The 16,588-nt window shown below is 44.1% G+C and carries 13 protein-coding genes; 10 read left to right on the top strand and 3 right to left on the bottom strand.

Annotated elements, in window-relative coordinates; genetic code table 11:
- Positions 1-12: 12 nt before the first annotated feature.
- The 3 genes from OCV77_RS06445 to OCV77_RS06435 are packed head-to-tail and all read left to right on the top strand — an operon-like array spanning position 13 to position 3,944.
- The gene (locus OCV77_RS06445) at positions 13-1,497 is read left to right on the top strand and encodes a sugar ABC transporter ATP-binding protein (protein WP_262574110.1); all 1,485 of its coding nucleotides are present in this window, start codon (positions 13-15) and stop codon (positions 1,495-1,497) included.
- A gap of 2 nt (positions 1,498-1,499) precedes the next feature.
- Positions 1,500-2,459, top strand: a complete 960-nt coding sequence (locus tag OCV77_RS06440) for an ABC transporter permease (RefSeq protein WP_262574109.1) — start codon at positions 1,500-1,502, stop codon at positions 2,457-2,459.
- 12 nt (positions 2,460-2,471) lie between these two features.
- A complete protein-coding gene (locus tag OCV77_RS06435; RefSeq protein ID WP_262574108.1) occupies positions 2,472-3,944 on the top strand; it encodes an alpha/beta hydrolase domain-containing protein in 1,473 nt (490 codons plus the stop codon).
- A 113-nt stretch (positions 3,945-4,057) separates the two neighbouring features.
- On the opposite strand, the gene OCV77_RS06430 is transcribed toward OCV77_RS06435, so the two are convergent.
- Together OCV77_RS06430 and OCV77_RS06425 are read right to left on the bottom strand one after the other, a co-directional pair.
- Positions 4,058-5,719 (bottom strand): diphosphate--fructose-6-phosphate 1-phosphotransferase, encoded by a 1,662-nt coding sequence (locus tag OCV77_RS06430; RefSeq protein WP_118797711.1) that lies wholly within the window; start codon positions 5,717-5,719, stop codon positions 4,058-4,060.
- 193 nt (positions 5,720-5,912) lie between these two features.
- Positions 5,913-6,806: a DegV family protein gene (locus OCV77_RS06425; protein WP_262574107.1), complete on the bottom strand. Its 894-nt coding sequence runs from the start codon at positions 6,804-6,806 to the stop codon at positions 5,913-5,915.
- A 255-nt stretch (positions 6,807-7,061) separates the two neighbouring features.
- On the opposite strand from OCV77_RS06425, the gene OCV77_RS06420 reads away from it, so the two are divergent.
- Positions 7,062-7,577, top strand: a complete 516-nt coding sequence (locus tag OCV77_RS06420) for a hypothetical protein (protein ID WP_262574106.1) — start codon at positions 7,062-7,064, stop codon at positions 7,575-7,577.
- A gap of 12 nt (positions 7,578-7,589) precedes the next feature.
- A complete protein-coding gene (locus OCV77_RS06415) occupies positions 7,590-8,936 on the top strand; it encodes an MATE family efflux transporter (protein ID WP_262574104.1) in 1,347 nt (448 codons plus the stop codon).
- Here the strand turns inward: OCV77_RS06415 and OCV77_RS06410 are convergent.
- Positions 8,928-9,302 carry a TIGR04086 family membrane protein gene (locus OCV77_RS06410; protein WP_118797715.1) on the bottom strand — a complete coding sequence of 125 codons (375 nt, stop codon included), beginning with the start codon at positions 9,300-9,302 and terminating at the stop codon, positions 8,928-8,930. The genes OCV77_RS06415 and OCV77_RS06410 overlap by 9 nt on opposite strands.
- Positions 9,303-9,426: 124 nt before the next feature.
- On the opposite strand from OCV77_RS06410, the gene OCV77_RS06405 reads away from it, so the two are divergent.
- The 5 genes from OCV77_RS06405 to recJ all read left to right on the top strand — a co-directional run bounded on the left by OCV77_RS06405 (position 9,427) and on the right by recJ (position 16,581).
- Positions 9,427-10,716 (top strand): HlyC/CorC family transporter, encoded by a 1,290-nt coding sequence (locus OCV77_RS06405; protein WP_262574103.1) that lies wholly within the window; start codon positions 9,427-9,429, stop codon positions 10,714-10,716.
- A gap of 79 nt (positions 10,717-10,795) precedes the next feature.
- Positions 10,796-10,939: a six-cysteine ranthipeptide SCIFF gene (gene scfA, locus OCV77_RS06400; RefSeq protein ID WP_118797717.1), complete on the top strand. Its 144-nt coding sequence runs from the start codon at positions 10,796-10,798 to the stop codon at positions 10,937-10,939.
- 131 nt (positions 10,940-11,070) lie between these two features.
- A complete protein-coding gene (gene scfB, locus OCV77_RS06395) occupies positions 11,071-12,462 on the top strand; it encodes a thioether cross-link-forming SCIFF peptide maturase (protein WP_118797718.1) in 1,392 nt (463 codons plus the stop codon).
- Between the two features lie 2 nt (positions 12,463-12,464).
- A complete protein-coding gene (gene secD, locus OCV77_RS06390) occupies positions 12,465-14,714 on the top strand; it encodes a protein translocase subunit SecD (RefSeq protein WP_262574102.1) in 2,250 nt (749 codons plus the stop codon).
- Positions 14,715-14,802: 88 nt separating this feature from the next.
- Complete coding sequence (gene recJ / locus OCV77_RS06385) at positions 14,803-16,581, top strand: single-stranded-DNA-specific exonuclease RecJ (RefSeq protein WP_118797720.1); 1,779 nt, start codon at positions 14,803-14,805, stop codon at positions 16,579-16,581.
- Positions 16,582-16,588: the final 7 nt, after the last annotated feature.

Genomic DNA, 16,588 nt, shown 5'->3' with positions numbered 1-16,588 from the left:
AAGGAGACGCAAATGAAAGAAACGCTTCGTCTGGAAAGAATAGTCAAAAAATTCCCGGGTGTGGTTGCATTAGATCACGTGAACCTGAAACTGGCAGCCGGTGAAGTACTTGCTCTTGCCGGTGAAAATGGAGCCGGCAAATCTACTTTGATAAAGATAATATCAGGAGCTTATCAGGCAGATGAAGGAGATATTTATTTTAATGGAACCAAAATGGGAAAATATACTCCTAAGGAAGCTATTGACAAAGGAATTGCGGTAATTTATCAGGAATTAAGTTACATGCAATATATGTCTATTGCAGAAAATATTTTCCTTGGCAATTTGCCTAAAAAGAAGGGGTGTATTGATTACAAGAAATTAGGGGAAAACAGCAGGAAGGTGCAGGAAGAGGTAGGACTGGGACATCTTGACCCATTTACCAAAGTACAGTTTTTATCAACGGCAGAAAAGCAGCTGCTGGAAATAGCGCGTGCCTATGCACGAAATGCAAATGTGCTTATTCTGGATGAACCCACATCTGCATTAAATGAAGAAGAAACCAAGATTTTGTTTGATATAGTGCGCAATCTTCAGAAAGAAGGAAAATCAGTCATATATATATCTCATAAGCTGGATGAGATTTTTGAAATATGTACAGATATCCAGATTATGCGTGATGGGAAGAAAGTATATGAAGGAAAGATGGATTCTATATCAAAAGACCAGATTATTTCAGAGATGGTTGGAAGAAATATAGATGATATGTATCCGGTATCGGAAAGAACCATTGGTGATAAAGTAATTGAAATCAAAAATCTTAATTATAAATTTCTGAAAGATATAAGTCTTGCTGTCCGACAGGGAGAAATAGTCGGATTATATGGTCTGATGGGCTCTGGGTGTTCGGAAACACTGGAAGCTTTGTTTGGCGCAAGAAAGGCAGATTTTGAGGAATACCTGATCGATGGAAAAGAGGTTCAGATTTCATCACCGGCTGATGCGATCAGGGCAGGACTTGCATATACACCCGGGGAGAGAAAAACAGAAGGACTGATACTGGTTCAGTCTGTTATGGAAAATATCAGTACGGTCACTTTGAAGAATTATAGAAAAGGTCCATTCCTTAATCTCAGGAAAGAAAGGACCGTTGCAGACAGATGGATTGAAACATTGAATATTAAAACACCATCACCGGATACGCCTGTATCATCATTGTCAGGTGGCAATCAGCAGAAGGTTATACTATCGAAGTGGCTTGATAATAATCCTAAGCTGTTCCTTTTGAATGAGCCAACGAAAGGAATTGACGTTGGGGCTAAAGTTGAAATTTATAAACAGATAGAGGATATCTGTAAAAGAAAATGCGGTGTACTATTGGTAACATCAGATTTGCCAGAATTGCTGGGGATTTGTGATAGAGTGTATATTCTGCATGAAGGTGTGCTCGTTAAGGAAATTGATAAAAATGAAATGACAAAAGAGAATGTATTAAAATATGCACTCGGAGAGGAATGAATATGAAAAATAAACAAAGTATAATACCTCAATTTTTAAAGAAAAATGCATCATTTACCAGTATATTTGTAGCGCTGATCTTGATTAGTATTGTATGGTCTGTTCTTACACCGTATTATCTGACACTGTCGAATTTTAAAAATATATGTGTATATGTTTCTGCCAATGGAATTATGGCTGCAGGACTGACAATTACTCTGGTGCTTGGAGGCCTGGATTTGTCCCAGATTTCGCTGATGGCATTGTCTGGAATGGCAGCGGCAATTGGCTATGAACATGGATTGCGTGGAATCACATTATTACTGGTAGCAATGCTTGTTGGTATTGTGGGAGGAATGATTAACGGCTGTCTGATTACCTATATGGGCATCAACCCTTTTATTGCAACTCTGGCAACACAGCTTGCATTCAGAGGAATGGCATTTATAGTAACGGATGGAAGATATATTTCCATTAATGATACCATGGTTCGGTTTATTGGCTTTAACAGCATATTTGGATTGCCATCCATGTTCTGGATCATGATCCTGGTATATCTGATCATTGGCTTTGTTATGAAGTATACCCAATATGGAAGAAATATTTATTCCGTGGGTGGAAGCCGGATTGCATCACGGCTTTCAGGAATTCCAGTAAAAAAGGTGGAATTGGTATCTTACATTATTTCCGGACTGACAGCAGGAATTGCTTCCATATTATATATAGCACAGGGAAGTGTTGCATTAAATAATGCAGGTACAGGAAGCGAGATGGATATCATGACGGCAGCTATTCTTGGTGGATTATCTCTTTCCGGTGGTAAGGGCACTGTTTTGAATACTTTTATGGGTGTCGTATTGTTGTCTGTAATTGCAAATGGAATGAGCCTTTTAAGTATCAGCTCTTATTATCAGATGTTGATTAAAGGTATCATTTTGATCGTAGCTGTTTTTGTAGATCATCTCAGAGAGGAGAAAAACTAAAGGAGGTAGCATATGAAAAGGGAAGATATGATAAGACAGGCCTGCAGGAAAGACATTATACTTGAGGGACCTGTAGAAGCAACAGAAAATTCTTATCCATTTGATTCAATGAGACATTGTCGTATGCCATATGATCTGGAAAAAATTGGATATTGTGAAGAAGAATATTTTGCCAGTGGATATGCTAATGTATATGATGATGATAATGGCAGACTGGTTGTAAAAAAGGAAGGGCTTCCTTACAAAACGAGACTTCTGATTAGAAAACCAATAAAAGAAGAGCAGTTTTCAGGCAGGGTATATCTGGATATTCTGAATGCAACGAATGGTTATGACCATGAAGATCTGTGGACCCGGATCTATGACTGGTGTGTAAGAAACGGTCATGCATATGTAGGAATCACCAGTAAGCCAATTACAGTACTTGCACTAAAAACTTTCGATTATGAAAGATATAGGGATTTGAACTGGTCCAACGGAGAACAAGTGTCTCAGCCGGTATGTCATGCTTATGACAGCATACCTGGAACAGAAGAAGGACTGTTCTGGGATATGCTGTCCCAGACAGCCTGTCGTATTAAAAGTAAAGTGGAAAATAACCTGATAAATGGCTGGAACGTTAGACAACTGTATCTGACTGGGCAGAGCCAGAGTGGTGCATATCTTAACACTTATGTGCATTATTTTGATCAGTACATGAAAAACGAAGACGGAAGTCATATATATGATGGATATATGAATATCGTTGGAGCCTTTGTCGCAAGAAAAGTATGCCAGCAAAAGACGCTTGGGCCACTTACCCTTGATTATCAGGAAAATGTAGTTTCTGAAGTGCCATATATTAAAATGAGTAGCGAAGGTGATCTATATTTGTTTAAGGGGTTTGGGGCTGGTGATGATATGGATCAACATCTTCCTAAGAATGAGGATACGGAGAAAAATAAGAGCAGATATTATGAAATTCCAGGAAGCCCTCATTTTGATATTAAATGTCCGGTTATTGTATCAGATCAGGATGTTATTAAAGCTGGGAGAAAACCCCATGTAATACCTTCTGAAGAGAAGCAATTTATTAATGATTTCCCTTTGGCTTATTATATAGTAGGTTTGCTTGAAAAATTACATATCTGGGCAACGGAAGGAATAGCGCCCGAGGTGATCTGCAATATTACTAGAAATGATGATGGGACAATAAAGAGAGATAAAGATGGAAACGCAGAAGGAGGGTTAAGATCTGTGTTGTTGGAAGTTCCACTCGCATCCTATGAAGGCTGTGATATGAGTGCACATATGGGTGTTGTAGGAACAATGAAATTCTTTGATAAAGAAGCAATTCAGGAAAGATACAAGGATAGAGAGCATTATTTGGAGCTGTTTAATGAATATATAGAGAAAGAGGTAAAGGAAGGATGGCTTCTTGAGGAGGATGCTGCTACGGTAAAGGAATGGGCTGACAGAAGCATCAGCAGGATATTGGAAGTATAAAGTCTGGTCTGTATAATATGAATGAAACCCTTCAGAAATCTGGTAAGACGCACCAGAACTTTCTGGAGGGTTTCCTATTTGTTTACTGGCTGTTAGTAAATGGAACAGCTTTTTTATTTTGCCTGCTCAAGAGCAAGTGTTACTGTTGTGATGTCACATACCTCAGCCGGTCCGTAGTACTGGATAGCACCAGGATATTTGAAGCAGGTATTTTCAGACCACTCTTTACGGTGAGCCTCGAAGTACTTGAACGGTGCACCGTCAAGCTCAACAAGAGCTTTTCTGATAACCGGTTTGTCTTCGCCATGTCTTCTTTCGATGTTCATCATCTTGGTGATCGGCATACCACCTGCAACCCACTCACTTGCGGGAGCAGAAAGGTTGGAAACCTTGGATAAGTAGCCATTGTAACCATACTGGATGAGCATGAATGCGTTGTATCCTAACGAGTAGCAGTAGTCTGAGTCAAAGTTTGAAGGGAAAGCGCATCTTCCTTCATAACCTAAGAAGTGATGAAGAGGACTGAACTTACCATTGTAGGTTCCGGCTGCTTTTCTTGCTGCTAATTTATCTTTTACAAGAGCGGAGAATAACTTCTCGGACTCGATCAGGGAAACCTGAACGTTTCCGTGAGGATCTCTCTCGAGGAATAACTGCTGCTGGATAGCCTGGGGAAGGATAGCGAATACCTCCATGGATTCCTTGGTCAAGCCTTTCTCGATGAAAGCGTATTTTTCTTCCCATGTAGGAAGTGCATTGAAGGCATCAGCCTTGCTTCCTGCAAGAAGCTCGTTGATCTCCTGGATCAGTACGGAGAATTCAGGTACGAATTCAACAACACCCTCAGGGATGATAGCAACACCGAAGTTCATGCCCTTTGCAGCTCTTGCAGCTACGGAATCAGCAATATAATCAGCGATTGCGGAAAGGGACATTTTCTTCTCTGCAACCTCTTCAGAGATCAGACAGATGTTGGGCTGTGTCTCAAGTGCGCATTCAAGAGCAACGTGGGAAGCGCTACGCCCCATAACCTTAACAAAATGCCAGTACTTCTTAGCGGAGTTTGCATCTCTTTCGATGTTACCGATGATCTCACTGTAAGTCTTGGTTGCAGTATCGAAACCGAAGGAGCATTCGATATCTTCATTCTTTAAGTCACCGTCGATGGTCTTCGGGCAACCGATCACCTGAACACCGGTGTTGTGTGCTGCAAAGTACTCTGCAAGAACAGCAGCGTTGGTATTAGAATCATCACCACCGATGATAACGATAGCAGTAATGCCGTGCTTCTTACATACATCAGCAGCGATAGCAAACTGCTCATTGGTCTCAAGCTTGGTTCTGCCGGATCCGATGATATCGAAGCCACCGGTATTTCTGAACTGGTTGATATATTCGTCAGTCATAACGATATAATCATCCTCGATCAGTCCGCTCGGACCACCCTTGAAGCCATAAAGCTCGTTCTCCTTGTTGGTTGCCTTTAAAGCATCATATAAACCGCATACAACGTTGTGTCCGCCAGGAGCCTGTCCGCCGGAAAGGATAACGCCAACGATCTGCTTCTTCATTTCGGAAGTATTCTGACCCTTTTCAAAGGTGATTTCCTTCTTGCCGTAAGTGTTGGGGAACAGTGCCTTGATCTTCTCCTGATCAGCAACACTCTGTGTTTCTTCGCCTTCCTTTACGCAGATATCTGCAATGCCGTGTCTGAGCATGCCCGGAAGCTTGGGAGCATACTCATATCTGGCTTTCTGTAATGGTGAAATGCTCATGTTATGTCTCTCCTTTATTTTTGATAAAACTTCTTGATTACATACGACATAATTCTAATATATTTTGGAAATAAAGTAAACTGTTGTGTTGAAATTATTGAAGGAATCTCACTCATAATTCTTTCAAAACTAACCCGAAGAGGACGGCAAGGATGGCATGGAAGCACTGAAGCTTATCTATAAGACAGAGATCTTACAGCAGCTCTCTGTCCTTTGCCATATAAAACAGGGCGATAGTATCCGGACCTACGTGGCTTCCGGTACAGTAGTCATAGGAGGTGTTGATGAATTCCCTTACCTGGATCCGTTTCTGGATCTCTTCCATGACATAAAGGGAATCCTCATAGGAATCAGCATGAGCGATACCGATGATCTGCTCTTTGGGATCAATGATGGTTTCACAGACAAGGGAAACCAGTGTATTTAAAGCGGCTTTTCTGCCACGACATTTCTTATACGGGACAATATAACCGTCCTTATTGCCACGGAGAATTGGCTTGATGCTCAGGATGTTGCCGACCAGGGCAGCAGAACCACTGAGCCGGCCTGTTTTTGCGAGATACTTCAGATCACCTACAGTAAAGATACCATTCATTCTGGCAGGATAAGTCTCCAGAGTATCGGCAATGGTGTCAAAATCCATTCCCTGGCTTCTCATCTCACTGGCGTAGATAGCAAGGATACCCTGTGCAAGAGAAGCGTTTAAGGAATCGATCATACGGATCCTGCGCCCCATGGGAGGATTCTCCATCAGCTCCTGTGCTGCAATCCTTGCAGAGTTATAAGTACCACTGATATTTTTGCTGAGAGAAAAATAAAGGACATCCTCATTATTTTCCATAATGCTGCGGAAGCATTCCTCGAAATCACCGCTGCTGATCAGGCCGGTCTTGATCTCGGCACCGGCACGGAGAGCATCATAATACTCTTTTCCTTTGACACGTTCCTGTTCCATGGTGAGGTCAGGATCAAAGCAGGTCAGAGGCTGACCATTTACATAGTTGACAAAGGAGATGACTCTGATATCATATTTTTTTACAAGCTCCGCAGGAATATTGGCGGCAGAATCAACTACAATCTGAAACATAGGATTATCCTTCACTTTCTATATAATGCTGATGAGTACAGAGATAAATATCGGTATCTGTAACATGTTACAAACATTATATGTAGTTATCAATACTATGTCAATGGATTTTGAAAAACAGTTATTACTAAAAACATCTTAAATTTGTCCCTGTTTCCATTTACCTGACAGATGTGTTATACTTAAATCTGACATCATAAATTCAGAAGAGTATTTTAACGGGTTTTAGTTAAAGAGATATAGCAGGTATTATTTATGGAAAAGAAAAAATCTCATCCACTGATTGCTTTTTTTCTGTGGATCCTTTTTCTGTCAGGGGTTTTTGGGGTTGCTTATCTATCTGTGCAGGACGGAGAGGAGACCAAATTAATAGGAAAGAAACTGATCCAGTATCTGGCGGTTCAGAAATATGGGGAAGCGGTGACAGAAATGCAGCTTCTGGCGATGACCTATCAGTTCAGACAGACGGGAAGGATCGTTGCCTTCTTTGCGATCGGCATTCTGGGGACGCTGACGATCCATGTGACCTTTTATAGGTGGTACTGGGTCATCAGGACATTTTTGTCAGCGGGGATTCTGTGTGCGATCGCCTGTGTGACAGAGAAGTGCAAGAATTATATACCGAGCAGGCATTACAGCCATGAGGAAATGATGCTCTCCGTAACGGCAGTGATCCTTGGATTTTCGCTGGTTTCGGTTATTATGGTGTTGTTTCATGTTTTGAAGGAAGTTTTTGATGTGATCGCAAGAGCGGTAGTAAAGCATCAGTAAGGGAAGCTTATTATGAAAGATCTGACAAAAGGGAAACCGATCCGGTTGATCCTGCTTTTTGCTGTGCCTCTTTTTGTTGGACAGCTTTTTCAGCTATTCTACAGTCTGGCAGATACAAGGATAGTGGGACAGACACTGGGGGATGAAGCACTGGCTGCGGTTGGTGCCACAACAACACTCAGCGATATGCTGCTGTCTTTTCTGAATGGACTGACCAACGGGTTTGCCATTGTGATCGCCACCTGCTTTGGTGCAAAGGACGAAAGGCAGATGAAGAAGGCTATGGGGGGAACGATCCTGCTTGGCTCCTGCTGTGCAGTTGTTTTAAGCGGACTGTGTCTCCTGAATATGAGTGGACTGTTAAAGCTCCTGAATATTTCACCGGAGCTTTTTGCAGCAGCAAGGGGATATATCGGGATCGTCATAGCAGGGCTTCTTGCAGCAACTCTTTACAACATCTGCGCAGCCATGCTCCGTGCGATCGGGGATTCCTTTACACCGCTTTTGTTCCTGATCCTCGCAGCGTTCCTGAACATTGCCATGGATTATGGATTTATCCTGTGCCTCCATACCGGTGTGGAAGGGGCGGCCTATGCAACTGTGATCGCACAGGCGGTTTCAGCGTTTCTGTGTTTTCTCTACATGAGAAGAAAGTATCCGCAGCTTACGCTTAAGAAGGAAGATTTTAAACCTGATATGATATTATATAAGAAGCTTTTCGGAGCGGGACTTTCCATGGGATTTATGACGTCACTGGTAGGTATCGGTACAATGGCACTGCAGACAAGTATCAATACCTTTGGTACAGATATCATTGTTGCCCATACGGCGGCAAGAAAAATCTCTTCTATATATATGCTGCCGTTTTCGGTAATGGGTACGACACTGGCAACCTATTGCGGACAGAACCTTGGAGCTGGAAAATACTCCAGGATCAGGCAGGGGATTAGAGATACGGTTCTTGTTACATTTGTCTGGTGCACCGGGGTGATCATCAGTGCCTATACAGTGGCACCATGGCTGATCCGTACGGTCACGGCTACACAGAAGAAGGATATTATTGATACAGCGTCGCTGTATCTCCGTGTGAATACCCCATTTTATTATGTACCGACTGTGATATGTCTGTTCAGGAACAGCATGCAGGGCTTTGGAGATAACAGGACACCGGTGATCTCCAGCTCCCTTGAAATGATTGGCAAAGTGCTGATCGCATTGCTTCTGGCACCAGCGATCGGATATTATGGCATCATTGTGGCTGAGCCCATTGTATGGTTTATCATGGTGATCCCTTTAGTGGTCAATATGGTACGGAGTCCTGTTTTAAAAATGAAGGACAGGGAAAGTACATCAGCTTAGCATGCCACCCAGCATGCCACTGCCGCAGCAGAGCAGGAGAACAGTAAAGAAATGCCCGGAAAAGCCCTGCAGCGAGTGATTGACAATCAGGGAGATCAGAAGCAGGATGAGAAAATAAAGACCGCCGAGAAGAAGACCAAAAAGAAACTTCCGGCAGCCTTCTTTTTTACCCGCGAGGAATCCGGCAAGAAATGTAACAAGGATATAGATGCCGGTGATGCACAGGGTGACTGTCTTTTCGCTGAGAGAAAAGCGGTAGAGCAGCAGGGAAAGCAAAAGGAGAAGGAGCGCGGTCAGCAGATAGGAAAGAAGCAGATCCTTCAGGATAAAGGTAAGGCGGCTGCCAGGATTTTTCGTAGGGAACATAAGAGCCTCCTGTTTCAGAAATTACATAATCTTTACACTTAAATGATATGAGTGAACTTGACAGGTAATACCTCTGTATTGTATATTTTATTCATTATATTAAAAACAAGGAGTGATTTAAATTTTGGATACCGATGGTGTCATACAACTGATTATTATTTTAATTCTTATCATGCTTTCTGCATTCTTTTCTTCTGCAGAGACAGCACTGACTACGGTGAACAGGGTGCGTCTTAAGGCAATGGCAGAGGAAGGCAACAAACGTGCGAAAACAGCCCTTTCTGTTCTGGAACAGTATGGAAAGATGCTGAGCGCCATTCTGATCGGTAATAATATCGTGAATCTGACAGCTTCATCACTGGCTACTACCCTTGCAATCAAAATTAATCTGACGGTAGGAATCGCAACAGGAATCCTGACGGTTTTTATCCTGTTCCTAGGTGAAATCATGCCTAAAAATGCAGCTGCGGCTTATTCAGAGAGCCTGACTCTTTTTTATGCACCGGTCATATCGGGACTGATGAAGGTAATGACACCGGTGATCTTCGTGGTGGATGCCATTACAGAGGGAATGAAAAAGCTGTTCCATATGGATAAGGATCTACATACCGCTATGACGGAGAAGGAACTGCGTACCTATGTGGAAGTCAGTCATGAGGACGGTGTGATCGAATCAGAGGAAAGAGAGCTGATCTATAATGTATTTGATTTTTCAGATACGGTAGCCAAGGATATCATGATCCCAAGGATCGATATGGCAAGCATCAGCGAGGACGCAGGCTATGAAGAGGTGATGGCACTGTTCCGGGAATGTATGTATACGAGAATTCCCGTTTACAGTGGGGATAAGGACAATATCATTGGTCTGATCAATATCAAGGACTTTATCCTGGTGGAAGAGAGAAGCAATTTCCATATTAAGGATATCATCAGGGAAGCCTATTATACATATGAATTCAAAAAGACAGCTGATCTGATGCTGGAAATGCGGGAAAAGCGGATCAATGTGGCTTTTGTGCTGGATGAGTACGGTGCAACTGTCGGCATGATCACTCTGGAGGATCTTTTGGAAGAGATCGTCGGGGAGATCCGGGATGAATATGATGAGGATGAAGAAGAGCAGATCCAGAAAAAGGGAGAAAGAACCTATTTGGTAGAAGGCAGCATGAAGCTGGATGATATCAATGATGAGCTTGGTACAGAGCTGCATTCAGAGGACTATGATTCCATTGGTGGCCTGCTGATCGAGAGTCTTGACAGATTGCCTGAGATCGGGGAGACGATCACACTGCCGGACGGGATCATCCTGAAGACAGGAGACATCAGGCAGAACAGGATCGTCAATGTGCTGATGACACTGCCTGACGAGAAAAAGGAAAAGGCGGAAGAGATTCCTCTTGTCAGCAAGGAATGACCTATGCTATAATATCAAATAATGTCGGTATATTGATACCGGTTTGGAAAGAGAAATTTGCTTTTAAGGAGATAAGATTATGAAGCGTATTAAGACATTAACAACGAGAGACTTAAAGGAATCCATGAAGAAGGGCGGCTGCGGCGAGTGCCAGACATCCTGTCAGTCAGCTTGCAAAACAAGCTGTACTGTAGGAAACCAGAGCTGCGAGCATGCAAAATAATCTCTGAAAAGCGGAGTGAAGGTGCGGTATTTATCAACAAGTAGATAAGGTATGTAAGCAGCGGTGGATCATCGCTGCTTATTCTACGTTTCCAAGCTTACACAATATCGCACAGGAAAGGAAACAGAAACGTGATACATCAATACAAAAACAATGGCTACAACATCGTACTGGATGTGAACAGCGGATCTGTCCACGTGGTAGATGACGTAGTCTATGATGTGATCCCGGCTGTAGAAGAGGCTCTTTGTACGTCCAGAGAGGGAAAAGAACTGGAAGAAACAGTCCTTTCTGCCCTGAAGGATCAATATGAAGAGGCTGATATCAGGGAAGCTCTTTTAGAGGTTCTTGAACTGAAGGATGCGGGATTACTCTATACAGAGGATATTTACGAAAAATATATTACTGACTTTAAGGGCAGACAGACTGTTGTCAAGGCACTCTGTCTCCATATTGCCCATGACTGTAACCTTGCCTGCAGATATTGCTTTGCAGAGGAAGGGGAGTATCATGGAAGAAGAGCATTGATGAGCTATGAGGTCGGTAAGAAGGCACTGGATTTTCTGGTGGCAAATTCTGGAAACCGTGTCAACCTGGAGGTGGACTTTTTTGGCGGGGAGCCACTGATGAACTGGCAGGTCGTGAAGGATCTGGTAGCTTATGGCAGGAGCCTTGAGAAACCGAATAACAAGAAGTTCCGCTTTACCCTGACGACCAACGGTATCCTGTTAAATGATGAGATCATGGATTTCCTGAATCAGGAGATGTCCAATGTGGTACTCAGTATCGACGGACGTAAGGAGATCAATGATCTGATGCGTCCTCACAGAGGCGGACAGGGAAGCTATGATACTATTGTTCCCAAGTTTAAGAAGCTGGCAGAGAGCAGAAACCAGATGAACTATTATGTCAGAGGAACCTTTACCCATAATAATCTGGATTTTGCAGAGGATGTGAAGCATTTGGCAGATCTTGGCTTTGAACAGATCTCCGTGGAGCCTGTTGTGGCAGCACCGGAGGAAAGCTATGCCATCACGGAAGAGGATATTCCGGCTATTCTCGAAGAGTACGATGAACTGGCCAGAGAACTTCTGAAGAGAAAGAAGGAAGGAAGAGGTGTGAATTTCTTCCATTTCATGATAGATCTGAAGGGTGGTCCCTGCGTGGCCAAGAGGCTGTCAGGCTGTGGGTCAGGCACCGAGTATCTGGCTGTGACACCCTGGGGTGATTTTTATCCCTGTCATCAGTTTGTGGGTCATGAGGAGTTCCTAATGGGAAATGTGGATGAGGGTATTACAAGAACCGACATCCGTGACGAGTTTAAGACATGCAATGTTTATGCGAAGGACAAATGCAGGAAATGCTTTGCCAAGTTCTACTGCAGCGGCGGCTGTGCCGCAAACTCCTACAATTTCCATGGAAGCATCAACGATGCCTATGATATCGGATGTGAATTGCAGAGAAAGCGCATAGAGTGTGCGATCATGATAAAAGCGGCGCTGGCCGAAGAAGAAGGAGAATAAAAATGAAAAAGAGTAGAGCAATCATTGTGCTGATCGTTCTGGTGCTGCTTCTTGGCGGTCTCGGATACACAGCAACAGAAGGGATCGGAACAGACAGATCCGGTTCTGCATCAGACATTAAGCTTGGTCTTGATCTGGCAGGCGGTGTGAGCATCACCTATCAGGCAGTAGGCGAAGAAAAGCCGAGCAGCGAGGATATGGCAGATACGATCTACAAGCTGCAGAAGCGTGTAGAGAATTACAGTACAGAAGCTGTTGTGTATCAGGAGGGGGATGACAGGATCAATATCGAGATCCCCGGTGTAACAGATGCCAATGCCATTCTGGCAGAGCTTGGCAAACCCGGTTCCCTGTATTTCATCTACGAAACAGATGAGGATGGCAATGCCAACTATCAGGCAACCATGGATGCAAGCGGCAATGTGGTTTATATGCTGACCAAGGATATTGATACGATCGTGGCAGAGGGCAGTGCACCTCTTTCCGGTACGGATGTCAAGGATGCCCAGGCAGCGACTGCTACAGACAATATGAACAATTCTGAGGTTGTTGTTGATCTTACCATGACAACAGAGGGAACCAAAAAGTTTGCAGATGCAACTACAAGAGCATACAAGAAGGGCGAAACGCTTGGTATCTATTATGATGGACAGATCATCAGTGCTCCAAGGGTACAGGCAGCCCTGACAGATGGTAAGGCGCAGATCAGTGGTAACTTTGATTATGAAAGCGCAGAGCAGCTTGCGTCCACTATCCGTATCGGTGGTCTGAAGGTTGAGCTGGAGGAGCTTCATTCCAAGGTGGTAGGTGCACAGCTTGGTGGAGAAGCAATCGCTACCAGCATCAAGGCAGGTCTGATCGGTTTTGCTATCATTGTTGTATTCATGATCGCGGTTTATTACATTTCCGGTGTGGCAGCCAGTCTTGCACTGACGCTTTATGTAGAGCTGATCATCATTCTTCTGAATGGTTTTGATATTACATTAACCCTGCCCGGTATCGCAGGTATTATTCTTTCGGTAGGTATGGCAGTAGACGCCAACGTTATTATCTTTGCCAGGATCCGCGAGGAGTTGGCAGAGGGCAGAACGGTAAAGACAGCGATCGATATTGGCTTCAAGAAAGCTCAGTCTGCTATCATCGATGGAAATATCACCACCCTGATCGCTGCAGCAGTGCTGGCAGTGATGGGTTCCGGTACTGTTAAGGGATTCGCCTATACACTGGCACTTGGTATTGTATTATCCATGTTTACAGCTATGGTAGTGACTAAGCTGATCATGAAAGCATTCTTTGCCCTTGGGCTTACAAATCCGAAGCTGTATGGCGTAGCAAGAGAGAGAAAGGCAGTTCAGTTCACAAAGAAGAAGGCAGTTTTCTTTACCGCTTCCCTTGCCGTGATCATTGCAGGCTTCGTCTTTATGGGCGTGAATAAGGCACAGACAGGAAACCCTCTGAATTACAGCCTTGAGTTCGTTGGCGGTACTTCTACAAGTGTTACCTTCAATGAGGATATGAGCCTTGCAGATATTGATTCCAGGGTAGTTCCACTGATCGAGGATATTACCGGTGACGGTAATGTACAGACACAGAAGATCGACGGAACCAATGAGGTTATTTTCAAGACAAGATCCCTGACACAGGAAGAGCGTGAGTCCTTTAAGGATGCCATGACAGATAATTTTGAGGTTGACGGAGAGAAGATCACAGCGGAAACCATCAGCTCCACCATCAGTAATGAAATGAAGCAGGAATCCATCGTAGCTGTGCTGGTAGCAGCGGTATTTATGCTGATCTATGTATGGCTCCGTTTCAAGGATGTACGTTTTGGTGCAAGCTCCGTACTCTGTCTGCTCCATGATGTGCTGGTTGTGCTGACCTTCTATGCAGTAGCAAAGGTATCTGTAGGTACTACATTTATTGCCTGCATGCTGACGATCGTAGGTTATTCCATCAATGCGACCATCGTTATCTTCGACCGTGTCCGTGAGAATATGAGAAGCATGAGCCAGAAGGATGGTCTTGAGCCTATTGTAGATACCAGTATCACACAGACTCTGTCAAGAAGTATCTTTACTTCCCTGACCACCTTTATCATGGTTGCCATGCTCTATATCTTTGGCGTGACAAGCGTGAAGGAATTTGCATTGCCGCTGATGGTAGGTATCCTCTGTGGTGCTTATTCTTCTGTATGCATCGCAGGTTCCCTGTGGTTAGTGCTGAGAAAGTGCTTCGCTAAAAAGAATAAATAAAAGAATCTGAAATAGATCTGAAAAGGCAAGGATATTCTGAATGGCAGAATGTCCCTGCCTTTTCCTTTCTGAGAAGTAAGGAGAAGACGTGGAAAAATGGATGGTGGCAGCCAAAAAGGCTGATTTTAATGCGATTGCACAGAAATATGGGATTACACCGGTGCTTGCCAGGATCATGAGAAACCGGGATCTGACAGAAGATGAGGAGATCCGTCTGTTCCTGAAGGGGACTCTGGCTGACAGACCCTCACCTTTTGCCTTGTATGGAATGGAGAAAGCGGCAGAATTGCTGCTTTTAAAGATCCGGGAGGGGAAAAAGATCCGTGTGATCGGAGATTATGATGTAGACGGGATCTGCAGTACCTATATTCTATGCCGTGGGATCCAGGCACTTTCCGGAAAGGCGGATCGTGTGATTCCACACCGGATCCGGGATGGCTACGGGCTAAACATCAGCCTGATCGAAAATGCCAGAGAGGATGAGGTGGACACGATCCTCACCTGTGACAATGGCATCGCGGCTTTTGAAGAGATCAGTCTTGCCAGAGATTATGGAATGACCGTGATTGTGACAGATCACCATGAGGTGCCCTATACAGAAGAAAACGGGAATAAGGAATATCATCTGCCGCCGGCAGATGTGGTGGTGGATCCCAAGCAGAGTGCGGATACCAGCCATTTTAAGGGAATCTGCGGTGCCCTTATCGCCTATAAGCTGATAGAAGCCCTCTGTGAAAAGTCAGGAGAGGAAGAAAAGAAAAAGTCCCTGCAGAAAGAGCTCCTTCCTTTCGCAGCACTGGCTACGGTCTGTGATGTGATGGAGCTTCGTGACGAGAACCGTATCATTGTGAAGTATGGCATGCAGCAGATGAAGGAAACGGAGAATCCGGGGCTTCTGGCTCTTTTGCAGGTCAATGACCTGATGGATAAGGAGCTGTCTCCTTATCACGCAGGCTTTATCCTTGGACCCTGTCTGAATGCGACAGGAAGGCTGGACAGTGCTGACAGGGCACTCAGATTATTTGAGGAGACGGATTTCAAAAAAGCAGTAACAGAGGCCTATGACCTGAAAAGCCTGAATGACAGTCGTAAACAGATGACAGAGGATGGTGTCAGTGAAGCAGTCCGTATGCTGGAGGCGGAAGGCAGAGAGCAGGATCCGGTACTTGTGGTATATCTGCCGGACTGTCATGAAAGCATTGCAGGGATCATAGCAGGAAGGCTGAAGGAAAAATATCATAAGCCTGTACTGGTTGCGACAAGGGCAGAGGAAGGGATCAAGGGAAGCGGACGATCCATCGAAGCTTATTCCATGTATGAGGAGCTGTCAAAGTGCCGGGAGCTGTTTACGAAATTTGGCGGCCATAAGATGGCAGCCGGATTTTCCCTGGCAGGTGAGGGAGATTTAAATGAGCTCAGGAAAAGGCTGAATGAAAATTCCACCCTGACAGAGGAGGATTTCAGAGAAGTTGTACATATAGATGTTCCGATGCCGTTATCCTATGCCGATAATCGTTTTGTAAAGGAGCTGTCGCTTTTAGAACCTTTTGGAGCAGGAAATCCAAAGCCCGTATTTGCGCAGAAAAATGTACGCCTGTTATCCGGGAAGATTCTGGGTAAGAACAGAAATGTTGGAAAATTCAGAATTGCAGATGAAAGCGGCAGTGGATATGATATGATTTATTTTGGAGATATGGAGAAGCTGGACAGGTTCCTTAGTGAAACGTACGGAGAGCATGAAAAGGAGGCGCTGTACAGTGGCAGCAGGAGCTTTGAAGGGCTTACGGTCAGTATGGTCTATTATCCGGAGATCAACCGGTATATGGGACGGGAAAGTATCCAGATCGTCATGCAGTATTACTGTTAGGGAGGGA

This window comes from Suilimivivens aceti (assembly GCF_025567405.1).
Classification (GTDB): Bacteria; Bacillota; Clostridia; order Lachnospirales; family Lachnospiraceae; genus Suilimivivens; species Suilimivivens aceti.
This window is presented reverse-complemented; position numbering and strand designations above follow the sequence as displayed.

Coding starts and splice junctions, on each gene's coding strand:
- OCV77_RS06415 (WP_262574104.1), top strand. CDS start 7,590: ATGAAAGATCTGACAAAAGGGAAACCGATCCGGTTGATCCTGCTTTTT.
- OCV77_RS06430 (WP_118797711.1), bottom strand. CDS start 5,719: ATGAGCATTTCACCATTACAGAAAGCCAGATATGAGTATGCTCCCAAG.
- OCV77_RS06435 (WP_262574108.1), top strand. CDS start 2,472: ATGAAAAGGGAAGATATGATAAGACAGGCCTGCAGGAAAGACATTATA.
- OCV77_RS06410 (WP_118797715.1), bottom strand. CDS start 9,302: ATGTTCCCTACGAAAAATCCTGGCAGCCGCCTTACCTTTATCCTGAAG.
- OCV77_RS06445 (WP_262574110.1), top strand. CDS start 13: ATGAAAGAAACGCTTCGTCTGGAAAGAATAGTCAAAAAATTCCCGGGT.
- OCV77_RS06425 (WP_262574107.1), bottom strand. CDS start 6,806: ATGTTTCAGATTGTAGTTGATTCTGCCGCCAATATTCCTGCGGAGCTT.
- OCV77_RS06420 (WP_262574106.1), top strand. CDS start 7,062: ATGGAAAAGAAAAAATCTCATCCACTGATTGCTTTTTTTCTGTGGATC.
- scfA (WP_118797717.1), top strand. CDS start 10,796: ATGAAGCGTATTAAGACATTAACAACGAGAGACTTAAAGGAATCCATG.
- OCV77_RS06440 (WP_262574109.1), top strand. CDS start 1,500: ATGAAAAATAAACAAAGTATAATACCTCAATTTTTAAAGAAAAATGCA.
- secD (WP_262574102.1), top strand. CDS start 12,465: ATGAAAAAGAGTAGAGCAATCATTGTGCTGATCGTTCTGGTGCTGCTT.